This is a genomic window from Aquitalea sp. FG25 (assembly GCF_057809375.1).
The window spans coordinates 69,723-89,347 of sequence record NZ_JBMDJV010000009.1 but is presented as its reverse complement, the minus strand read 5'-3'; the positions used below and the strand labels follow the sequence as shown (position 1 = coordinate 89,347).

The following is a 19,625-nucleotide window of genomic DNA, read 5'->3' as shown; positions in this document are numbered from 1 at the left end:
ACAACTCATGATACGCTTTGCACCCGGAACGGAAAGTCACGCCCCTCCCTTACCTGGAATATCGCAGAATGCATCAACAGCCTGATCAGATCGACCGCATCGTCGCCCTCTGGAATGAAGTACGCCCCGACCTCGATCCCTCGTCAACCCACGTTATCGGTCGCATCGTGCGGATGGAGTATTTCATTACCCGCCGCGTGCTACAGGATCTGGCCCGCTACAACCTGAATGTCGGCGAGTTTGACGTGCTGGCGGCACTGCGCCGCCGTGGTGAGCCCTACCAGCTGTCACCCAACCAGTTGCAAGGTATGGTGCTGATCTCCTCCGGCGCGCTGACCAACCGCATCAACCGCCTGGAAGAAGCCGGTCTGGTAAATCGTTCACCCGACCCGGAAGACCGCCGTGGTGTGATTGTCACCCTGAGCGCCAAGGGCTTTGCCGTAATCGAAGAAGCCGTGGTCAACCATCTGGCTGCCGAAGCCGAACTGATGGAAAACCTGGATGATGCCGAGAAAATCCAGCTGGCCGGCCTGTTGAAAAAACTGCTGCAAACGCAGGAAGACTGAGTCTGCATCGCCTACACAATAAAAGAGCCGCCTCCGGGCGGCTTTTTTATTGTCGTTTACAGACCAATGACCAATAACAGGTTTGCCCCGCAGATCAGCACAAACAACAACCAGCCCACCGTCTGCATCAGGGGGGACAAGGCAAACGCGCCCATGTGCTGACGGCTGGACGTCAAGCGCAGCAAGGGCCACATCGCCAGTGGCAATTGCAGGCTAAGTACCACCTGACTCCACACCAGCATGCGCCCCACCGCGCCCTCACCCAGCAGCAGTACTCCGAACAAGGCTGGCAGCAAGGCCAGTCCCCGCGTAATCAGCCGGCGCTGGTAGCAGGGAATCCGGATGCGCAGGAAGCCATCCATGATCACCTGCCCGGCCACCGTGCCAGTCAGGGTGGAACTCTGGCCCGATGCCAGCAAGGCAAAGCCAAACAGCAAGGCCGCAGCACCGCCAGCCAGCGGGGTAATCAACTGGTAGGCCTGCTCGATATCATCCACCACCGGCTGACCCACCGCATGGAAAGCGCTGCCGGCCAGCACAAGAATGGCCCCATTCACCAGCATGGCCAGCAACAGGGATACCACCGTATCCACCCGGCACAGTGCCAGCGTATCGCGCAGGCTGTGCGCACCGCTTTCCACCTTGCGGGTTTGCACTACCGAGGAGTGCAGATACAGGTTGTGCGGCATGATGGTGGCCCCGACAATGCCCAGGCCCAGTACTACGGCCTGGTGCAGGTCACCTCCCGGATTGGAAGGCAACAAGCCGCGCGCGACTGCCGGCCAGTCTGGCCCCACCATGAATACCTGAATGGCAAAGCACAGCGCAATGGTGGCAATCAGCCCCAGCACCACAGCCTCGATCTGCCGGAAGCCCTTGCCCTTCATGCCCAGCACGATGACGGTATCAAACGCCGTCAGCACCACCCCCCAGGCCAATGGCACGCCAAACAACAGCTTGAATGCCAGTGCACAGCCCAGCACTTCGGCCACATCGCAGGCAATAATCGACAATTCTGCACTCAGCCATTGCACGATGCGCCCGGAGCGTCCGTAGTAAGCGCTGCTGGCTTGGGCCAGATCCTGCCCGGTAACCAGGCCAAGCCGGGCGGCCATCAGCTGTAACACCATTGCCACCAGGCTGGACAGCACCACAATCCACAGCAGGCCATAGCCAAAGCGTGAGCCGGCTTCGATATCGGTAGCCCAGTTGCCCGGGTCCATATACCCCACGGCGACCAGCAGGCCGGGCCCGGCAAAACGGCGCAGCCGTTGCCACCAGGGCGCACGGGCATCGATACGGATACTGCCCTGGACTTCAGCGGGACAAAACGGGGCGGTTGCCTTGCGGGGGAGGGAAAACATGCAGCATCCTCAAGCGAAGAGGAAAGAAAAATGCACACGATGTGCGTGCGAAGTCTACTGGCCTAAAGGCAGGTTACTACCTGCAACTCTGACTGGAGCAGGCGCAGTCCACGCCCATTGTTTTTTCCAGGCACCAATCACCAGATTGGGATATTCGGGACGGCCCAGGCTGCCGTTGTAGCGGCCCAGCGCACGGTAAAGATTGCCGCGCTCCATGTCCAGATAATGGCGCAGGATGGTGCAGCCATAGCGCAGGTTCAGGGTGAGTTCGAACAGATTGTGCTGCGGATTGCCGATCTGCCTTACCCAGAAAGGCATCACCTGCATCAGGCCACGGGCGCCAACCGGTGAAATGGCGTACTTGTTGAAGCCGCTTTCCACCTGAATCAGCCCTAGCACCATTTGCGGGTCCAGCCCGGCACGGGTCGCTTCGTACTGGATGGCAGTGAGCAGGCGTTCACGCATCCAGCTATCGGGAATGCGCTTTTGCAGACGGCGCGACATCTCGGCCAGCCAGGCCTGGCCTTCCTGCGGCGTATCAAACACCAGTCGTGGTGCATTGACATCGGCAATGGTTCGGCTCATTGCCGATGCCACATTGGCTGCCAGCGCCTCCTCGCGCTGCGCACCCGCCCATACTGGCGAACAGGCCAGCATGATGGGCAGGGCAAGCAGCGACAGGAGGATTTTCATCAGGACAGTTTGGCGAGCAGATGTTCCAGAATAGCATCTGCAGCGACGGCCGTTGCCGCAGCCTCACGACGCTGCTGGTACTCGACCTTGCCTTCCTTCAGGCCACGGTCGCCAATGGTGACGCGATGCGGCGCGCCAATCAGCTCCCAGTCGGCAAACATGGCACCCGGACGTTCGCCACGGTCATCAAGAATTACATCGACGCCCTTGGCCAGCAGTGCGGTATATAGATTATCTGCAGCGGCTTTGACTTCGGCCGAACGGTCGTAACCAACCGGGCAGATCACCACATTGAACGGGGCCAGGCTGTCCGGCCAGATAATGCCCTTGTCGTCGTGGTTCTGTTCGATGGCCGCGCCCAGGATACGCGTCACGCCAATGCCGTAGCAGCCCATTTCGAAGGGTTTCGGCTTGCCGTCTTCGTCGAGGAAGGTAGCGTTCATGGCGGCGGAATACTTGGTGCCCAGGTAGAACACATGGCCCACTTCGATGCCGCGCTGGATGGCCAGCACGCCCTTGCCGTCCGGGCTGGGGTCACCGGCCACCACATTGCGGATGTCGGCCACTTCCGGCTCGGCACAGTCGCGGCCGAAGTTGGCACCGGTGTAATGCTGGTCGTCTTCGTTGGCACCGATGACGAAATCGGCCATCTTGGCCACGGTACGGTCGGCAATGATGCGACCCTTGAAGCCGACCGGACCCAGCGAGCCCGGATTGGCACCAAAGGCCTCACGGATAATGGTCGGGGACGCCATGGTCAACGGCTTCTTGATGCCGGCGATTTTCTCGGCCTTCACTTCGTTCAGTTCGTGATCACCACGCACCAACATCAGCACGGCCTCACCTTCGCTGCCTTCCACCACCAGCGCCTTGACGGTGCTCTTGATGTCGATGGAGAGGAAGTCCACCAGGTCGGCAATGGTTTTTACCTTGGGGGTATGCACCTTGGTCAGCGCGGCGCTGGCGGCCGGGCGCTCACCGGCCGGTGCCACGGCCTCGGCCAGTTCGATATTGGCTGCGTAGTCGGAATCCGGGCAGTAGATGATGGCGTCTTCGCCGGTATCGGCAATTACCTGGAATTCGTGCGAGCGATCACCGCCAATGGCACCGGTATCGGCAGCCACGGCGCGGTAGGTCAGGCCCAGCCGGTCAAAAATACGGCAATACGTTTGGTACATATTGTCGTAGCTCACGCCAGCTGCTTCGGCGCTGCGGTCGAAGGAGTAGGCATCCTTCATGGTGAACTCGCGGCCACGCATCACGCCAAAGCGCGGGCGGCGCTCGTCGCGGAACTTGGTCTGGATCTGGTAAAAGTTTTTCGGCAGGGCGCGGTAGCTGCGCAGTTCGCTGCGGGCAATGTCGGTAATCACTTCTTCGGCAGTCGGCTGCAGGGCAAAGTCACGTTCGTGACGGTCCTTGAAGCGCAGCATTTCCTCGCCCATGGTGTCCCAGCGGCCCGACTCCTGCCACAGACCAGCCGGCTGTACCACCGGCAGCGATACTTCGATGGCACCGGCACGGTTCATTTCTTCGCGCACAATGTTTTCCACCTTGCGCACCACGCGCAGGCCCATCGGCATCCAGGAATAGATACCGGCAGCAACCTTGCGGATGAAACCGGCACGAATCATCAGCTTCTGGCTGGTGATGTCGGCGTCGGCGGGGGCTTCTTTCAGGGTGGAAATGAAAAACTGCGATGCGCGCATGATGCGTCCTTGGTATTCGGCGAAATAGGGGTGATTGTAGCGTTTTGCACGGCTGACGGGAAAGCATCCTGTCGGCAGCCTTCTAGCGCTGGTTCACGCATGGGCTTCCGGGTGTGACTTTGTCGTTTTCCCCCGACAAGGCTGAAAAGAAAACACGCGGCGCTACAGCATTAGCTTGGCGCTGTACTGACACAGTAGTAACCTTCGCGCTCACAGGCCATTCCGTTTTCTTGCGCCGCAGCAATCACGAAGAACGAATGGCATGCATGCTTAACTACATAAAGAATGCACACACAAATCATGCAGGCTCACAATAAACAAGCCATGACCGGCCTGACGCTGGCTGCGCTGGGCGTGGTGTATGGGGATATCGGCACCAGCCCGCTGTATACCTTGCGCGAATGCTTTACCGGGCATGGCATGGCTACCACGCCTGAAAATATCTTCGGCATTCTGTCGCTGATCTTCTGGTCGCTGATCTTCGTGGTATCCATCAAGTACGTCGTTTTCGTACTGCGTGCAGACAACCACGGTGAAGGCGGCATCATGGCGCTGATGGCGCTGGCGCGTCACTACGTCACCCATGCTGCACGCTGGAAAGTGGTATTGCTGGGGTTGTTCGGTGCGTCGCTGTTCTACGGCGATGCCATCATCACACCAGCCATGTCGGTATTATCTGCAGCAGAAGGACTGGAGGTGCTCAGTCCAAGCATGCAGCCTTATGTGCTGCCCATTGCCATCACCGTGCTGGTTGGCCTGTTTGCCTTGCAACGCTTTGGCACGGCCAGTGTAGGCATGCTGTTTGGTCCGGTGATGCTGGCCTGGTTCTCCATCCTCGGTTTGCTGGGCGTGCTGCAAATCGTCCAGGCACCCGGCATCCTGGCCGCCGTCAACCCCTGGTATGCCTACAATTTTGTCGCCCACCATGGCGTTGGTGCCTATCTGACGCTGGGTTCTGTCGTGCTGGCGCTGACCGGGGCCGAGGCGCTGTATGCGGATATGGGGCACTTCGGCAAAACACCGATCCGCCGCGCCTGGTATGGCTTGGTGCTGCCCGCACTAGTGCTCAATTACTTTGGCCAGGGCGCCCTGCTGATGCTCAAGCCCGAAACCATCAAGAACCCTTTCTTCCTGCTGGCACCACAATGGGCGCTGCTGCCCTTGATCATCCTGGCCACGCTGGCGACGGTGATTGCCTCGCAAGCGGTTATTTCCGGTGCTTACTCGCTGACTCGCCAGGCCATCCAGCTGGGTTATAGCCCGCGTATGGAGATTTCCCATACCTCGGAAAACGAAATCGGCCAGATTTACCTGCCCTTCGTCAACTGGGCGCTACTGGTGGCGGTGCTGGTGGTCGTGATGATTTTCCAGAGCTCGGACAACCTGGCCTCGGCCTACGGCATTGCAGTCACCGGCACCATGCTGATCACCACGCTGCTGTTCTTTGTGGTGGCGCGTGTCAACTGGCGCTGGCCGCTGCCGCTGGCACTGGGCATCACCATTTTCTTTGGCATCATCGATACCGCCTTTTTCAGCGCCAACCTGCTCAAACTGTTCTCTGGCGGCTGGCTGCCGCTCGTACTGGGCATGCTCATCTTCATGTTGATGACTACCTGGAAACAGGGCCGCAAGCTGCTGTTTGACCGTCTGCGCGAGCAAGCCCTGCCACTGGACGGTTTCATTGAAAATCTGGAGTCCTACCCGCCCACCCGCGTACAGGGCACGGCTGTATTCCTCACCAGCACTCTGCATGGCGTGCCGCATGCTCTGCTGCATAATCTGAAGCACAACAAGGTGCTGCACGATCGCATCGTCTTGATGACCATCCGTACTGAAGATGTCCCCTATATCAGTGATGATTCCAGACTGGAAGTCGTGCAGCTGTCACCATCGTTCTGGCGCGTGGTGGCCCGCTATGGCTTCAAGGAAGACCCCAGCGTACTGAATGTACTGACCTTGTGCGAAGCCGATGGCTTGGCGTTCGAATTGATGGACACGTCCTTCTTCCTGTCGCGCGAGACCATCATCTCCACCGAGCGTCCCGGCATGGCACGCTGGCGCGAACGCCTGTTCGTGTGGATGAGCAAAAACGCACTGCGCGCCACCGACTTCTTCCAGATTCCCACCAACCGCGTGGTGGAGCTGGGCGCACAGGTAGAGCTGTAGTCAAGCAACTACATCAGAAGGCAGGCATTTTTGCCTGCCTTTTTTATTCCCTTATCGTAAAACAGCAAATGTAATCGATTACAATCACTCAACAAAAAACAATATTTCCTTTTATTTTCAGTTGCTTGCATAAAAATCTCATCTCCAATTTGGTGGCATAGACCTTTTCGGCAATAAAAAAACCGGCTCAATCAAGCCGGTCCGTCGATGCAAAATGGATGAAATTTTACTATGTAGTGCAACAACTACATCGGCAGGTCAATTTCCCGCCGCACCCGCGCCCAATCAAAGTAAGGCCCCGGATCTGTCTTGCGCCCAGGTGCAATATTTTCGTGGCCGGTCATGGCTTGCAACGGCAGGTGCTGGCGTAGCTCCTGCACCAGCGCCAGCAGCATCTGGTATTGGGCATCGGTAAAGGGCTCGAAGTCGCAACCTTCCATCTCAATACCAATGGAAAAATCATTACAGCGCTCCCGCCCCTGCCAACTGGAAACCCCGGCATGCCAGGCGCGGGCTTGCACCGGGACAAATTGCACCAGCTGACCGCTGCGCCGGATAAAGAAATGTGATGAAACCCGCAGCTGCCTGATCGTGGCAAAGAATGGGTCTTCATCCGGATTCAGGCTATTGGTAAACAACTGCTCCACGGCCTGGCTGCCATAACGATATGGTGGCAGGCTGATATTGTGGATAACCAGCAACTCGGGGCTACCATGCTCCCGCGCATCGCAATTGGGTGACGGCACTTGCCTGGCCTCACGCACCCAGCCACTGGGCTCAAGATGCACGACTGGTCGCAAGCGGCCTGCCTGGTATAGCAGACGCCATAGCACCAGGCCATCCGGTACGCTCCAGCGCTGTTCCAGCACAAAGCCTGCCTTGTGATAGAGCGCGATTGCTGCCGCATTGACCTCGGCGGTATCCACGCTGACTTCATCAGCATCAGCCAGCAGGTGATTAAGCAGGCGATAACCCCAGCCGGCACCAAAATGCGCCGGATCCACCACCGTGCGCTCGATATGCCAACCACCCTGCTGGCGTTTGCTTGCCACCAGCACCCCACGCAAGGCCTCTCCCTCGAATGCACCGATCACGCGATCACGGCAAGCCATCACCTGACTCACTTCATGCCACATCACCGGCAGTGCCGGATAATTCAGCCATTTCACTTCCACCTGATGTGCCAGCAACTGAATGCGTAGCACGGCCTCGGCCAATGCAGGATTGTCCAGCGCTACATCCTTGACGACAAAGGGAATATCCATTTCCACCTTTCGGGTTACGGATTGCCACACTCCGTCATTCTACTTTCCTTCATACCGTGGCAAAGCGCACAATGGGCTATTGTGCCAGTCTCGCCGCCCACCGCCCATTCAATGCGGCGCATTTGAGCAGAATCATGGTTTTTTGCAATGCAGCACGGCACACTCGACACATTCACCCAGCTTGAGGCCACCCACCATGCTTACCCTGAATGATATCGGCAACACTGGCAGCGCCAGTTTTGAACAACCTCTGGACATGCTGCTGGCCTGTCACGACAAGATACGCCGCTTCTGTGACCAGCTGGATAAACTGCCCGGCTATATTGCCGAGCATGGCGTCAATGAGGCGGTGAAGAACACCATCGACGGTGTCATCCGCTATTTCGACGTCGCCGGCCCGGCTCACCATATTGACGAGGAAGAAGAGCTGTTTCCCATTTTGCTGGAGCGCGTACCCACTGCCGCCCCACGTATCGAACAGCTGGAAGCCGAGCATGGCTATTTGCACTCGTGCTGGAATGCCATTCGCGATGATTTGCGTGCCCTGCGCAATGGTGAAATCGACAAGATCAGCGAAAATGCAGTAGCCGAATTCGTGCGTCAATACCGCGAACATGCCGCATCGGAAGAAGCCTGGCTGATTCCCACTGCAGCGGCCACCCTGAACACGGATGAGCTGCGCAGTGCAGGCCTGCGGATGGCCCAGCGTCGCCAGCAAGCCTGCTGACGCGGTCAGGCCACCATATAAAAAGGATGCCAGCAGGCATCCTTTTTTTACTTCCGCTCAATGTCGCGGATCAGGCAGTCAGTTTCAGCAAGGCAGCGAAAGCATCCTCGAACAACTTGAGGCCATCCTGTTGCAGCTTGTCACCCACGGCCACCAGATCGATATCTGCCTCGGCCACATCCAGCAGGGTGATCTGTGCCTGCTGCGCATCCTGCGGCAAGGTCAGCGCAGCCACACCATGATCACGGAACGCCGCCAGAGTGGCATCCGGCACGGTATTGACGGTTTCATCGCCAATCAGGCTTGCCACGTAAAGCACGTCTGAGTAAGCCGCATTCTTGGTACCGGTAGAAGCCCACAGCAGGAATTGCGGCCAGGCGCCTGCGGCCTTCAGCGCGGCAAACTCGCTACCATGGAAACGCTGCTGATAGCGGGCATAGGCCACCTTGGACAGCGCAATCGCAGCCTTGCCTTGCAGAGCGGGCGGCAATTGCGGGTCCAGCAGGCTATCCACCCGTGACAGGAAGAAGCTGGCCACGGCCTTGATGCCCGTCACCGGCTTACCGGCCGCCAGGCGTGCGCTCAGGCCGTCGATATAGGCATCCCACACCGCTTCCACCTGCGGCAGGCTGAACAGCAAGGTGATGTTGACGTTGATGCCCTCGGCAGTCAGCGTCTGGAAAGCACGGATGCCCTCTGCCGTGGCCGGGATCTTGATCATGGCATTCGGGCGGTCGATCTCGGCCCACAAACGACGTGCTGCGGCCAGGGTGCCGGCTTCGTCATGCGACAAGGCAGGGGAAACTTCCAGGCTGACATAGCCGTCATTGCCCTGGCTGTTGCGATATTGTTCCTGCAGCAGATCGCAGGCGGCCTGGATATCCGGCACCACCAGTGCTTCGTAACGCTGCTCAGCGTTCAGGCTGGTATCTGCCCGCAAGCGCAGCAGGTCGGCCTGATAGCTAGGATCAGTGCTGATGGCTTTGTAGAAGATGGCCGGATTGGAGGTAACACCGGCAATACCGTCTTCCTGCAGCAGGCGGGCCAGTTCACCCGAAGCCAGCAGTTCACGGGACAGGTTATCCAGCCAGATACGCTGGCCGAACGGACGAATGGATTGCAGACGGTTCATGGTGTGGTCCGGAGTCGGGAAGTTTGCACAGAGGAAGAACATCCTAGCGCGACTACGTTAGAAGGCCAAGCCCATAATGCGACGAATGGCAGTTAACGTGCAGGGATATCACTAACTAAAACGTCATTAACAAACAGCTAACTGAAATTAATGAATTCCAGCTTGGCCTGCTGGGTCAGGTAAGTATCACGGGCGACAGCGTTGGCAAACTGCAGCAGCCCGCCATGGGTCAATCCATGCGGCAAGCCTGCCCGATTGCTATCCGCACCATCGCTCCGCAACAAAATGCTTGCTAGACGCTGTGCAGGCGGGAAAGCACTGGTTGATGCAGCACAGATCAGCGGCCATGCAGGACAAGCCAGTCAATGATGCTACCTGTCTTGCTGGCTGCCCATGTGTGCACATAGGCAGTCAAGCATGCTCAGGCATGGCCTCTAGACGGCACCTCCGGCTCAGCCGAACGCTCGCTCTGGAAAATCACGCTGAAAGTACTGCCCTTGTCCGGCTCGCTGCGAATTTCCAGCTTGGCATTATGGCGGGCAATCACATGCTTGACGATGGCCAAGCCCAAACCGGTGCCGCCATTACCGCGCGAACGCCCACGGTCAACCCGATAGAAGCGCTCGGTCAGGCGCGGGATATGCTCGCGCGGAATACCGATGCCACTGTCCTTGACAGAAAAGCACAGCCGTTCGCCATCTGCCTTCCACGATAGGGTGATATCCCCTCCTTCCGGGGTGTAGCGCACGGCATTGGATACCAGATTGCCAAACGCTGAATGCAGCTCTTGTGCACTGCCCCACAGCCACTGGCTGCAGCCCTTTTCCAAGCGGACATGATGACGGCCTTGCGACAATCCTTCGGCTTCCACCATCAGGGTATCCAGCATTTCCTGCATGTTGACCTTCTCGGCAGCAACGGCCTTGGGACTGTTTTCCAGCCGGGACAGGGTAAGCAGGTCTTCCACCAGGCTCTGCATGCGCCGCGACTGTTCCATCATCATGGGCAGAAAATGGCTGAGCGTGGCCTGATCGACTTCCTCCATGTCAGACAGGGTTTCCAGAAACCCCCCGACCACGGTCAACGGAGTACGCAGTTCATGCGATACATTGGCGACAAAATCGCGATGCACGGTCTGCACCCGTTCCAGCGAGGTGATATCCCGGCTGAGCAGCAGCTTGCGCGTTGAATCAAACGGCACCAGCTGTACCGAAATCACCAGTTCACGTGGCTGCGTAAACTGCAACACCAGCGGCTGGCTGAAGCTGGCACTTTTCATGTAGGCATGAAAACTGGGCTGGCGGATGAGGTTGAGAATCTGGTTGCCCACATCCTGTTTGCGGTCCAGATTCAGATGCTCCATCGCCATCGGGTTAATCCACTCGATACGGTCATGCTCATCCAGCACCACTACCCCGTCAGGCATGGCCTCACCGGCATTGATGAAGCGCTCCAACACATTGGTCAGCTTGCGCTTGCTTTGCATCTGGGTACGCATGGTGCGGTACAGCGTCATGAATACAGTATGCCAAGCACCAAAACCATCCGGCACCCGTTCTGCGGTAGGGTGATCCAGCCAGCGCAGCAGCAGGGCAATGTGATACAGATGAAAGCCCAGCCAGGCCAACAGGGCGATGCAGGCAGCAATCAGGCCTTCAATCGGTCCGGAAAATGCCCAAAAGGCCAGACCAATGAAGAGGATGACAATCAACCATGCCAGAGTACGCTGCAGGAATTCTCGCAAAACAACCTCACTGCTGAGTGGAAAAACGGTAGCCGGTACCACGTACGGTCTGAATCAGCGCGTCGTGGCCCGAGGTCTCCAGCGAACTGCGCAGGCGGCGGATATGCACATCAACCGTGCGCTCTTCCACAAATACATGATCCCCCCACACCTGGTCGAGCAGTTGCGAGCGAGAATGCACCCGTTCCGGATGTGTCATGAAGAAGTGCAACAGGCGGAACTCGGTAGGACCCAGGTCGATAGTATCGCCATTGCCGCTCACGCGGTGAGTGATAGGATCCAGTCGCAAGCCCTGTACTTCCACAGCATCATCGGTCATCTGCGGAGCACGACGGCGCAATACGGCCTTGATGCGGGCCAGCAGCTCACGCGGTGAAAATGGTTTAGTAATGTAGTCGTCGGCACCGGACTCCAGCCCGGTAATCTTGTCCTGCTCATCAGACCGCGCAGTCAGCATGATGATGGGAATATGCTTGGTACGCTCGTCCGAACGCAGACGCTTGGCAATATCCACACCGGAAGCACCCGGTAGCATCCAGTCCAGCAGCACCAGGTCCGGCAGAGCATTGCGCACTAGGGTAAGTGCAGCCTCCGCCGTGCTGGCACGCAACACGTGGTGCCCTGCCTGGGTAAGGTTAAAGGCGATCAGTTCCTGAATTGCAGGTTCGTCTTCGACAAGCAAAATATTGGCAGCCATGTATCGGTCCAGTCCCGGTTTGATGATGGCAAGGATAAAAAGCAGCGATTACAGAAATATGACATTTCTTAAATAGTCGGCAAAACTTCTGTAATGTTTGTCATCCAGGGTGGCAAGGCCACCATCTTGCCACGTCATGAGCAGGATACTGACAAAAAAAAACGGGCCTGCCGTATGGCAGACCCGGAATGGCCTTCGTCAAAAAATTTGTTTGTCTGACTTGAGACCAGGGACAAAGAGATCACCAGGACAGTTTCAAACAGGCACAGGGACATGCGCCCATCAGCAACGAATCCAGACTGGAACCATTACGGCGGGACAGTGCCGCAACAGCTCCGATAAGGCGGCATTGTACGGAGCAAGCGGCAATAATTTAATGTAAAAATATGGGATTTTTCGCATTATTGCCTTGTAAAATGGCTTTTTATTGCCACAAAACCTTTGATTCGAAACATGGATAAATTCGACAAAAAAATCCTCACCAGCCTGCATGAAAATGCCCGCATCAGCTATGCCGAGCTGGCTCGCCGGGTAAACCTGTCGGCCCCAGCCATTGCTGACCGTGTCGAGAAGCTGGAAAGAACAGGGGTGATTACCGGCTACCATGCACAGATCGATCCAGCCAAAGCCGGGCTACCGATCCTGTGCATGATAGAACTGACCGTCAAGCATCTGGATTACTACGTGGTTCTGGACCGCATCCGCAACATGCCGCAGGTGCTGGAATGCGCGTCCATTACCGGAACCAGCGGCCTGATGATGAAAGTTGCAGTGGATACCATGCCCAGCCTGCAAACCTTGATTGCCCAACTGATGCAGTTTGGCGATACCAAGACATCCATCATCATCGACATGCCGGTAGCGCCGCGCATGCCACAATTGCTGCAGGATGATTGAATACTTGCGAACCTGCCTGCCTTCTGAGCGCATCATGCCGGTAGATAATTGATACTGCCGGGCATGTGGACCAATGTTCCAGGACAAAAAAATGGCCGAAGAATCATCGATTCTTCGGCCAAGCTCTTGGGAGAGACCATATAGAAGCACATCACGAACGAAGCACCCAGACTGTCATCTTCTGACCAATGGCAGCCGGGCTTACTGCATTGGCTTCCCCCGGACAGATCTGACACCGCCCAGGGGAAGGCCTTACTAGCATTACTTGGCGGCAGCCCAGGCCAGCGAAGTGTCCAGCATGCGGTTGGCAAAGCCCCACTCGTTGTCGTACCAGGACAGCACTTTGACTTCACGCCCGGCAATCACGCGGGTCAGTGTGGAATCAAATACGCTGGAAGCCGGGTGGTGCAGGAAGTCACGCGAAACCAGCGGCAGGGTGTTGACAGCCAGTACCCCTGCCAAACGGCCCTTGGCAGCAGTGCTAACCAGTTCGTTGACCTCTTCCACCGTGGTGTCACGGGAGGAAGTGAAGGTGAGGTCAACCAGCGAGACATTGCTGACCGGCACACGCACAGCAAAGCCATCCAGCTTGCCCTTCAGCTTGGGCAGAACCAGACCTACCGCTGCAGCGGCACCCGTCTTGGTCGGGATCATCGACACCGCAGCCGAGCGGGCACGGCGCAGGTCGGAGTGATCGGTATCCAGCAGCACCTGATCGTTGGTATAGGCGTGGATGGTCGTCATCAGGCCGCGCTCGATGCCGACCGTATCGATCAGCGGCTGTACCAGCGGGGCCAGGCAGTTGGTGGTGCAAGACGCATTGGACACCACGGTCATGGCGCTGGTCAGCACGTCATCGTTTACACCGAATACCACGGTGGCATCCGCATCGTTGGCCGGGGCCGAAATCAGCACGCGCTTGGCACCGGCTTCCAGGTGCAGGGCGGCTTTGTCGCGCTTGGTGAAGATGCCGGTACATTCCAGCACCACATCCACACCCAGTTCTTTCCACGGCAGTTCAGCCGGGTTACGGATGGAAAGCAGTTTGATCGGCTTGCCGTTCACCACCAGCGCATCGCCTTCCAGCGCAATAGTGCCGCCAAACGGGCCGTGCACGCTGTCAAAGCGGGTGAGGTGTTCGTGCAGTTCCGGCTTGCCCAGGTCATTGATGGCCACGATTTCGATATCGCGATCAGCAAAGCGCTCCTGCCAGGCGCGGACCACCATGCGGCCGATACGGCCGTAACCATTAATGGCAACTTTCAACGTCATGATGCATCCTCCTAATTTGATAATTGGTGCAGGGTCATCTGGTGCCCAGCGCCTTCCAATTTCTGCTCCTTTTGCGCTGTAAGCAAGCGACTACAAAAGTAGTGTGCGGGTTACCAACAATGCGGCAAAATCCTTACCAGTAAAGGCTTGCCGCCGTGTGGTGCCAGTTTGGCCTTACGCCCGTAACAAACTGACAAAAGGAACAGGGTCTTCCTCCAACATTACATGCAGCAGAGTGGCCGAGAAGGTTGTCACCCCGCGCGCACCCAGTGTCTGCAAGGCGGTAGCATTCACCAGGCTGGCATCGGCCACTTCCACCCGCAGACGGCTGCCGGCCACCGCATCCACTCGTTTTACATTAGCCTGTCCGCCCAGAGCCTGCAGCCAGGCTGCACGCTGCCCATCCGAGGCCACCGGGCGCTGCGCGCGCACGGCTGGCTGAGCGGCTGCTGCCGGTATGCTGTCAGTCGCCGCCTCACCTTGCTGCAAGGCAGTGCGGATTTCATCGGAGATCAAGTCTGCCTCCGGTCCCAGGACAACCTGCACGCTGCCGGCAGCCGGCTTGATCAAGCCGCGCGCGCCTAGCGCCTTGAGCGCTGCTTCATCCACCTTGTCATTGTCCGCCACCTGCAGACGCAGACGAGTGGTGCAAGCATCGACCGACTTGAGATTGGCTGCCCCGCCCAGCGCCAGGATGAAGCCATGTGCACGTGCCGAGCCTGCCATCACTTGCACGGCGACTTGCGGGGCATCCTCCCGCCCCATGGTTTGCAGATTGAACTTACGGATGAAGAAGCTGAACAGGCTGTAATACACCACGAAATACAGCAGCCCCACCGGTAGTAGCAGCAACGGTTTCTGAGCAATACCGAAATTGAGCAGGTAATCGAACAGACCGGCAGAAAACCCAAAGCCCAGATGCACGCCCAGGGCATACATCAGCGCCATGGCAGCACCGGTCAGCACCGCATGGATGGCATACAGCACGGGGGCCAGGAACATGAAAGCAAACTCGACCGGCTCGGTTACTCCGGTCAGAAAGGCGGTCAAGGCCATGGAAAATAGCACGCCGCCCACGGCTGCTTTGTTTTCTGGCTTGGCAGCACGGTACATGGCCAGGCAGGCCGCGGGCAGGCCAAACATCATCACTGGGAAGAAGCCGCTCATGAACATGCCGGCACTCTTGTCGCCAGCAAAGAAACGAGTCAGGTCGCCATGGACCAGCTTACCTGCCGCATCGGTGTAATCGCCCACCTGGAACCACACCATGGTATTGAGAATGTGGTGCAGCCCGGTGACGATGAGCAGGCGGTTAAGGATGCCGTACAGGAACAGGCCGATTTCGCCAACGCCGATCAGCCATTTACCCAGCACGTCGATACCATTCTGCACCGGCGGCCAGGCCAGGCCTAGCAAGACACCCAGCAGCAACATGGCAAAGCCGGTGGCAATCGGTACAAACCGTTTGCCGCCGAAGAAGGCCAGGTAGGTCGGCAGCTTGATGTCTTTGTAGCGGTTGTACAGCACACCGGCGACCAGTCCGGCCAGGATGCCAGCCAATACCCCCATGTTGATGGCGAAGGGCTTGCCCATGGGATCAAGCTGAACCAGCGACTTGAAGCCCTCGTAGCCCAGCAGGGTGTCAGGCATCACCTTCAGCACCGCCGTCAGCACCATGTAGCCGATGGCACCGGCCAGGCCCGCTGCGCCGTTGTTATCGCGGGCAAATCCCACGGCGACACCGATGGCAAAAATCAGCGCCAGATTGCCAAAGATGGCATCCCCGGCCTGCGCCATGACCTTGATATTCAGCAAATCCGGCTGTCCCAGCCGCAACAGCAAACCGGCCACCGGCAATACCGCAATCGGTAGCATCAGGGCGCGGCCCAGCTGCTGGATACCGGCAAATTTGTTCTGTGTACTCACCTCAACGCCTCCTTTGGTTATCGGACAGCCCGCAGCCATCCCTTTTTGCCCACTTGTTGACCTTTCCAGCCAACAAACGGGATATGTCGCAATCAATCAGCCAGATGGGGGGCCGGTTAGGACGGCACCGTGGTTAGCGCAGGATGAGCCATACCGCAGGCAATGGCAGGGAGGGCGGCATGCGCCGCCAGGAACATGCCAGCAAACGCAGGTGGGTGTGAATGGATGTGAGACATCCGGGCTTCTCCTGTTCAGGCCAGGAGTGGCCAATATGATGGCCTGACTCCCGGGACTCAGGCCGTGCCAGGTGCGCCGTGCCGGAACCTGACACAAGCAGCATCATGCACGGCAGCGGGCCGTATAGGGTTGACTGATGGCCACCAGACAGTGGCCATGGGCAGTTCTGGTTTCAATGCGTACGGGTGACCTTTGACAAGTGACGCGGGGTATCCGGGTTAAGCCCACGCGCTTCCGACAACTGTGCTGCCATCAGATAAAAGCTCTGAATGGCCAGTAGCGGGTCCAGCGCTTCATCGTCGGCCACGCTCAGGGTCAGATCCCGGCTGGTAACGTCATCTGGTGCCGCCAGCAACACCCTGGCGCCACGACCACGCATTTCCTCAGCCAGATCGATCAGGCCTTGTTGTTCTGGCCCACGTGGCGCAAACACCAGCAGCGGATAGCCTTCGTCGATCAGGGCCATCGGGCCATGTTTGATTTCAGCACCGGAAAACGCCTCGGCCTGGATGGCGCAGGTTTCCTTGAACTTGAGCGCAGCCTCCAACGCCACGGCAAAGCCCAGGCCACGCCCGACTACCATGATGCGCTCGGCAGAAACCAGCACCGGAATGGCTGCACGCCAGTCCTGGCGACAGGCTTGTTGCAGCTGGGCGGGCAGTTGGTCCAGTGCCTGCAGCAGCGTGGCATCACCCTGCCAGTGCGCCACCAGCCGGGCCACGGCGGAGAGCGAAGCGATATAGCTCTTGGTGGCGGCTACGCTTTTTTCTTCACCGGCACACAATGGCAACGACCATTCGCAGGCGGCCGCCAGCGGCGATTCGTGCTTGTTGACCAAGGCCACGGTGCGCGCACCGGCAGCGGCCAGGCGGCGCATGGTATCGATCAGGTCCGGGCTCTGGCCGGACTGGGACAGGGCCACCGCCAGCTGCCCCTTTACCACCAGCGGGGCGTGGTGCAGGGTGACCAGCGACATCGGCAGGGATACCACCGGCACGCCCAGGCGCTGCATGGCCAGGTAAGCAAAATAACTGGCGGCATGGTCCGAGCTGCCACGCGCCACCGTCAGCGCCAGCGTGGGCGGCGTGGTGGCCAGCTCGCGGCCCAGTACGGCCAGGCCTTCGTCGGCATACATGTGTTGGGCGGCCACGGCATCCGCAGCGGACAGGGCTTCTTCATACATCAGAGACGACAAGGTGTTCCCCTTCCAGATAGACATCCAGCAAATTCAGCTCTGCATCCAGCACCAGCACATCGGCCCATGCCCCGGTTTGCAAACGGCCACGGTCGGCATGGCCCAGGTAATCGGCCGGATACAGCGACAGCCGGTGCGAGGCCTCGGCCAGCGGCAGGCCGATGGACACCAGATTGCGCAAGGCCTGATCCATGGTCAGCGTGCTGCCCGCCAGCGTGCCGTCGGCCAGCCGCACCCCGCCCATGCATTTGTGCACGGTATGTGAGCCCAGCTTGTATTCACCATCCGGCATGCCGGCGGCAGCAGTGGAGTCGGTCACGCAGTACAGGCGCGGAATGGCGCGCAAGGCGGTGCGGATGGCACCGGGATGCACATGCAGCAAATCGGGTATCAGCTCGGCGTATTGCGCATGAGCCAGTGCCGCGCCCACCATGCCCGGTTCGCGGTGATGCAGGCCGGTCATGGCATTGAACAAATGGGTAAAACCGGCGGCACCTTGCTGCAAGGCCTGTACCCCGTCTTCGTAACTACCCAGGGTATGGCCGATTTGCACCCGGATACCGGCATCGCTCAAGGCACGGATAATGTCCATGTGGCCGGGAATTTCCGGCGCCAGTGTCAGCAGGGCGATGGGGGCCAGTTGACCCAGCTTTTCAATCTGCGACAACACGGCCTGGCAGGCGTCGTCCGGCTGTGCGCCCAGCTTGCCGGGGTTGATGTAGGGGCCTTCCAGATGCACGCCCAGCAGGCGGGCACTGCCGCTGGCACGCTGGCGGCAAGACGGCCCCAGTGCAGCCAGCACGCTTTCTATCTCATCCATCGGCGCGGTCATGGTGGTGGCCAGCATGGCAGTGGTGCCGTGGCGGGCATGCAGCCGCGCCACCGATTCGGCGGCCTGGCCGCCCTCCATGATGTCCACCCCGCCACCGCCATGTACGTGCAGGTCGATAAAGCCGGGCAGGATGTAGCGTGCCGCTGCCGTGCTGCCGGGCAGTGTGCCGTCCAAAGCGGCAATGCGGCCATCCGGCCCGATCTCCAGCCTGCCATCCCGCCAGCCATCGGCAGTCAGGATGCGGCCCTGCAGTACATGTGGTGTCGTCATCGTCTCAGTTCGGCTACAAAATCGTAGTAATCGTTACGGCAATAAGTGTCGGTCAACTCGATTGCCTGGTTATCGGCATTAAAACCAATACGGGTGATCAGCAACATGGCCTCGCCCTGACGGATACCGGCCAGCGCCGCGATTTCCACCGAGGCATTCACCGCGCGGATATGCTGTAGTGCTCGCACCACCGACTGCCCGACACTATCCAGGTAGGCATACAGCGAGTTGCCCACTTTATGCGGCTCAGACAAAACGGCCACTGGCAAAGTGGTCATCTCGATCGCCATCACCACGCCGTCTGCCAGCCGTTGCCGCTTGAGCCGTGCCACCTGCGAGGTGGGGGACAGCCCCAGCTTGATTACCTCGTCATTGCTGGGCGGATGAATGCCGCGCTCCAGCCACACCGAGGAAGGCTCGAAGCCGCGCTGGCGCAATTGCTCGGTAAACCCCACCAGCCGGGACAAGGGCTGTTCCAGTCTTGGCGTGATGAAAGTGCCGGAGCCATGGCGGCGGCGAATCAGCCCCTGCTCCAGCAACACATCCATCGCCTTGCGCGCCGTCACCCGCGAAATGCCCAGCTCTTCGGAGAAGGTGCGTTCAGAAGGCAGGGCTTCATCGGCCTGCCACCAGCCCGCATTGATGGCTTCGGCCAGTTTGCGGGCAAGCTGCAAGTACAGCGGCGTGGTGGACTCGCCTTCCGGCTTGAGCGCACTCCATCGGTTTTCCATAAGCGGTCTGCAACTGGTCTGGTTAATAACAGGCCAAATATCGCACTCCTGGCCCGGCAAGACCAGCAACTGTCATGGCAAAAAATTTAATACCACTTAAATACCACGTCAATACCAATTTTGGAGAATCAACCAGAAATCACACTATTTAAGCGGAGGTAACCCTTGCGGCAGCCGCATAATTTGCAGGCCGTCCAGTACCAAT

General features: G+C 58.7%; 16 protein-coding genes and 1 pseudogene. 4 read left to right on the top strand and 13 right to left on the bottom strand.

What is annotated here, in order from left to right:
- The first annotated feature begins 68 nt into the window (after positions 1-68).
- On the top strand, positions 69-566 hold the full coding sequence (locus tag ACODR9_RS10015; protein WP_488809113.1) for a MarR family winged helix-turn-helix transcriptional regulator: 498 nt from the start codon (positions 69-71) through the stop codon (positions 564-566).
- 56 nt (positions 567-622) lie between these two features.
- Here ACODR9_RS10015 and ACODR9_RS10010 read toward each other — a convergent pair whose 3' ends face one another.
- Genes ACODR9_RS10010 through ACODR9_RS10000 form a run of 3 tightly spaced genes read right to left on the bottom strand, consistent with a single transcriptional unit; the run spans position 623 to position 4,329 of the window.
- On the bottom strand, positions 623-1,930 hold the full coding sequence (locus tag ACODR9_RS10010) for an Nramp family divalent metal transporter (RefSeq protein ID WP_488809112.1): 1,308 nt from the start codon (positions 1,928-1,930) through the stop codon (positions 623-625).
- A 54-nt stretch (positions 1,931-1,984) separates the two neighbouring features.
- On the bottom strand, positions 1,985-2,623 hold the full coding sequence (locus ACODR9_RS10005) for a lytic transglycosylase domain-containing protein (protein WP_488809111.1): 639 nt from the start codon (positions 2,621-2,623) through the stop codon (positions 1,985-1,987).
- A complete protein-coding gene (locus ACODR9_RS10000) occupies positions 2,623-4,329 on the bottom strand; it encodes a proline--tRNA ligase (protein WP_488809110.1) in 1,707 nt (568 codons plus the stop codon). Before ACODR9_RS10000 ends, ACODR9_RS10005 begins: the two co-directional genes overlap by 1 nt.
- Positions 4,330-4,629: 300 nt before the next feature.
- Here ACODR9_RS10000 and kup point away from each other — a divergent pair, with 300 nt between their 5' ends.
- Entirely contained in the window at positions 4,630-6,495 is a 1,866-nt protein-coding gene (gene kup / locus ACODR9_RS09995) for a low affinity potassium transporter Kup (RefSeq protein ID WP_488809109.1), read from the top strand.
- Positions 6,496-6,740: 245 nt separating this feature from the next.
- On the opposite strand, the gene ampD is transcribed toward kup, so the two are convergent.
- Together ampD and ACODR9_RS09985 are read right to left on the bottom strand one after the other, a co-directional pair.
- Positions 6,741-7,283: a 1,6-anhydro-N-acetylmuramyl-L-alanine amidase AmpD gene (gene ampD, locus ACODR9_RS09990; RefSeq protein WP_488809173.1), complete on the bottom strand. Its 543-nt coding sequence runs from the start codon at positions 7,281-7,283 to the stop codon at positions 6,741-6,743.
- 78 nt (positions 7,284-7,361) lie between these two features.
- A pseudogene (locus tag ACODR9_RS09985) lies at positions 7,362-7,607 on the bottom strand (GNAT family N-acetyltransferase); the annotation flags it as partial.
- A 349-nt stretch (positions 7,608-7,956) separates the two neighbouring features.
- Between ACODR9_RS09985 and ACODR9_RS09980 the strand changes: the two are divergent.
- On the top strand, positions 7,957-8,487 hold the full coding sequence (locus tag ACODR9_RS09980; RefSeq protein ID WP_488809108.1) for a hemerythrin domain-containing protein: 531 nt from the start codon (positions 7,957-7,959) through the stop codon (positions 8,485-8,487).
- Positions 8,488-8,557: 70 nt separating this feature from the next.
- Here the strand turns inward: ACODR9_RS09980 and tal are convergent, their stop codons facing one another.
- From tal to phoB, 3 genes are all read right to left on the bottom strand, one after another.
- Positions 8,558-9,619: a transaldolase gene (gene tal, locus ACODR9_RS09975; protein ID WP_488809107.1), complete on the bottom strand. Its 1,062-nt coding sequence runs from the start codon at positions 9,617-9,619 to the stop codon at positions 8,558-8,560.
- A 421-nt stretch (positions 9,620-10,040) separates the two neighbouring features.
- A complete protein-coding gene (phoR, locus tag ACODR9_RS09970) occupies positions 10,041-11,363 on the bottom strand; it encodes a phosphate regulon sensor histidine kinase PhoR (protein ID WP_488809106.1) in 1,323 nt (440 codons plus the stop codon).
- Positions 11,364-11,370: 7 nt separating this feature from the next.
- On the bottom strand, positions 11,371-12,060 hold the full coding sequence (gene phoB, locus ACODR9_RS09965) for a phosphate regulon transcriptional regulator PhoB (protein ID WP_488809105.1): 690 nt from the start codon (positions 12,058-12,060) through the stop codon (positions 11,371-11,373).
- Between the two features lie 453 nt (positions 12,061-12,513).
- Between phoB and ACODR9_RS09960 the strand changes: the two genes are divergently transcribed.
- Positions 12,514-12,957, top strand: coding sequence for an Lrp/AsnC family transcriptional regulator (locus ACODR9_RS09960; RefSeq protein WP_159874614.1), 444 nt, complete (start codon positions 12,514-12,516; stop codon positions 12,955-12,957).
- A 261-nt stretch (positions 12,958-13,218) separates the two neighbouring features.
- Here the strand turns inward: ACODR9_RS09960 and gap are convergent, their stop codons facing one another.
- From gap to ACODR9_RS09935, 5 genes are all read right to left on the bottom strand, one after another.
- Positions 13,219-14,229 (bottom strand): type I glyceraldehyde-3-phosphate dehydrogenase, encoded by a 1,011-nt coding sequence (gene gap, locus ACODR9_RS09955; RefSeq protein ID WP_488809104.1) that lies wholly within the window; start codon positions 14,227-14,229, stop codon positions 13,219-13,221.
- Positions 14,230-14,403: 174 nt separating this feature from the next.
- On the bottom strand, positions 14,404-16,155 hold the full coding sequence (gene nagE / locus ACODR9_RS09950; RefSeq protein ID WP_488809103.1) for an N-acetylglucosamine-specific PTS transporter subunit IIBC: 1,752 nt from the start codon (positions 16,153-16,155) through the stop codon (positions 14,404-14,406).
- Between the two features lie 409 nt (positions 16,156-16,564).
- Positions 16,565-17,587, bottom strand: coding sequence for an SIS domain-containing protein (locus ACODR9_RS09945; RefSeq protein ID WP_488809102.1), 1,023 nt, complete (start codon positions 17,585-17,587; stop codon positions 16,565-16,567).
- Complete coding sequence (gene nagA, locus ACODR9_RS09940) at positions 17,568-18,689, bottom strand: N-acetylglucosamine-6-phosphate deacetylase (protein WP_488809101.1); 1,122 nt, start codon at positions 18,687-18,689, stop codon at positions 17,568-17,570. The genes ACODR9_RS09945 and nagA overlap by 20 nt, the downstream gene beginning before the upstream one ends.
- Positions 18,686-19,420, bottom strand: coding sequence for a GntR family transcriptional regulator (locus ACODR9_RS09935; protein ID WP_488809100.1), 735 nt, complete (start codon positions 19,418-19,420; stop codon positions 18,686-18,688). The genes nagA and ACODR9_RS09935 overlap by 4 nt, the downstream gene beginning before the upstream one ends.
- Positions 19,421-19,625: the final 205 nt, after the last annotated feature.

Coding starts and splice junctions, on each gene's coding strand:
- ACODR9_RS10015 (WP_488809113.1), top strand. CDS start 69: ATGCATCAACAGCCTGATCAGATCGACCGCATCGTCGCCCTCTGGAAT.
- ACODR9_RS10010 (WP_488809112.1), bottom strand. CDS start 1,930: ATGTTTTCCCTCCCCCGCAAGGCAACCGCCCCGTTTTGTCCCGCTGAA.
- ACODR9_RS10005 (WP_488809111.1), bottom strand. CDS start 2,623: ATGAAAATCCTCCTGTCGCTGCTTGCCCTGCCCATCATGCTGGCCTGT.
- ACODR9_RS10000 (WP_488809110.1), bottom strand. CDS start 4,329: ATGCGCGCATCGCAGTTTTTCATTTCCACCCTGAAAGAAGCCCCCGCC.
- kup (WP_488809109.1), top strand. CDS start 4,630: ATGCAGGCTCACAATAAACAAGCCATGACCGGCCTGACGCTGGCTGCG.
- ACODR9_RS09980 (WP_488809108.1), top strand. CDS start 7,957: ATGCTTACCCTGAATGATATCGGCAACACTGGCAGCGCCAGTTTTGAA.
- tal (WP_488809107.1), bottom strand. CDS start 9,619: ATGAACCGTCTGCAATCCATTCGTCCGTTCGGCCAGCGTATCTGGCTG.
- phoB (WP_488809105.1), bottom strand. CDS start 12,060: ATGGCTGCCAATATTTTGCTTGTCGAAGACGAACCTGCAATTCAGGAA.
- ACODR9_RS09960 (WP_159874614.1), top strand. CDS start 12,514: ATGGATAAATTCGACAAAAAAATCCTCACCAGCCTGCATGAAAATGCC.
- gap (WP_488809104.1), bottom strand. CDS start 14,229: ATGACGTTGAAAGTTGCCATTAATGGTTACGGCCGTATCGGCCGCATG.
- nagA (WP_488809101.1), bottom strand. CDS start 18,689: ATGACGACACCACATGTACTGCAGGGCCGCATCCTGACTGCCGATGGC.
- ACODR9_RS09935 (WP_488809100.1), bottom strand. CDS start 19,420: ATGGAAAACCGATGGAGTGCGCTCAAGCCGGAAGGCGAGTCCACCACG.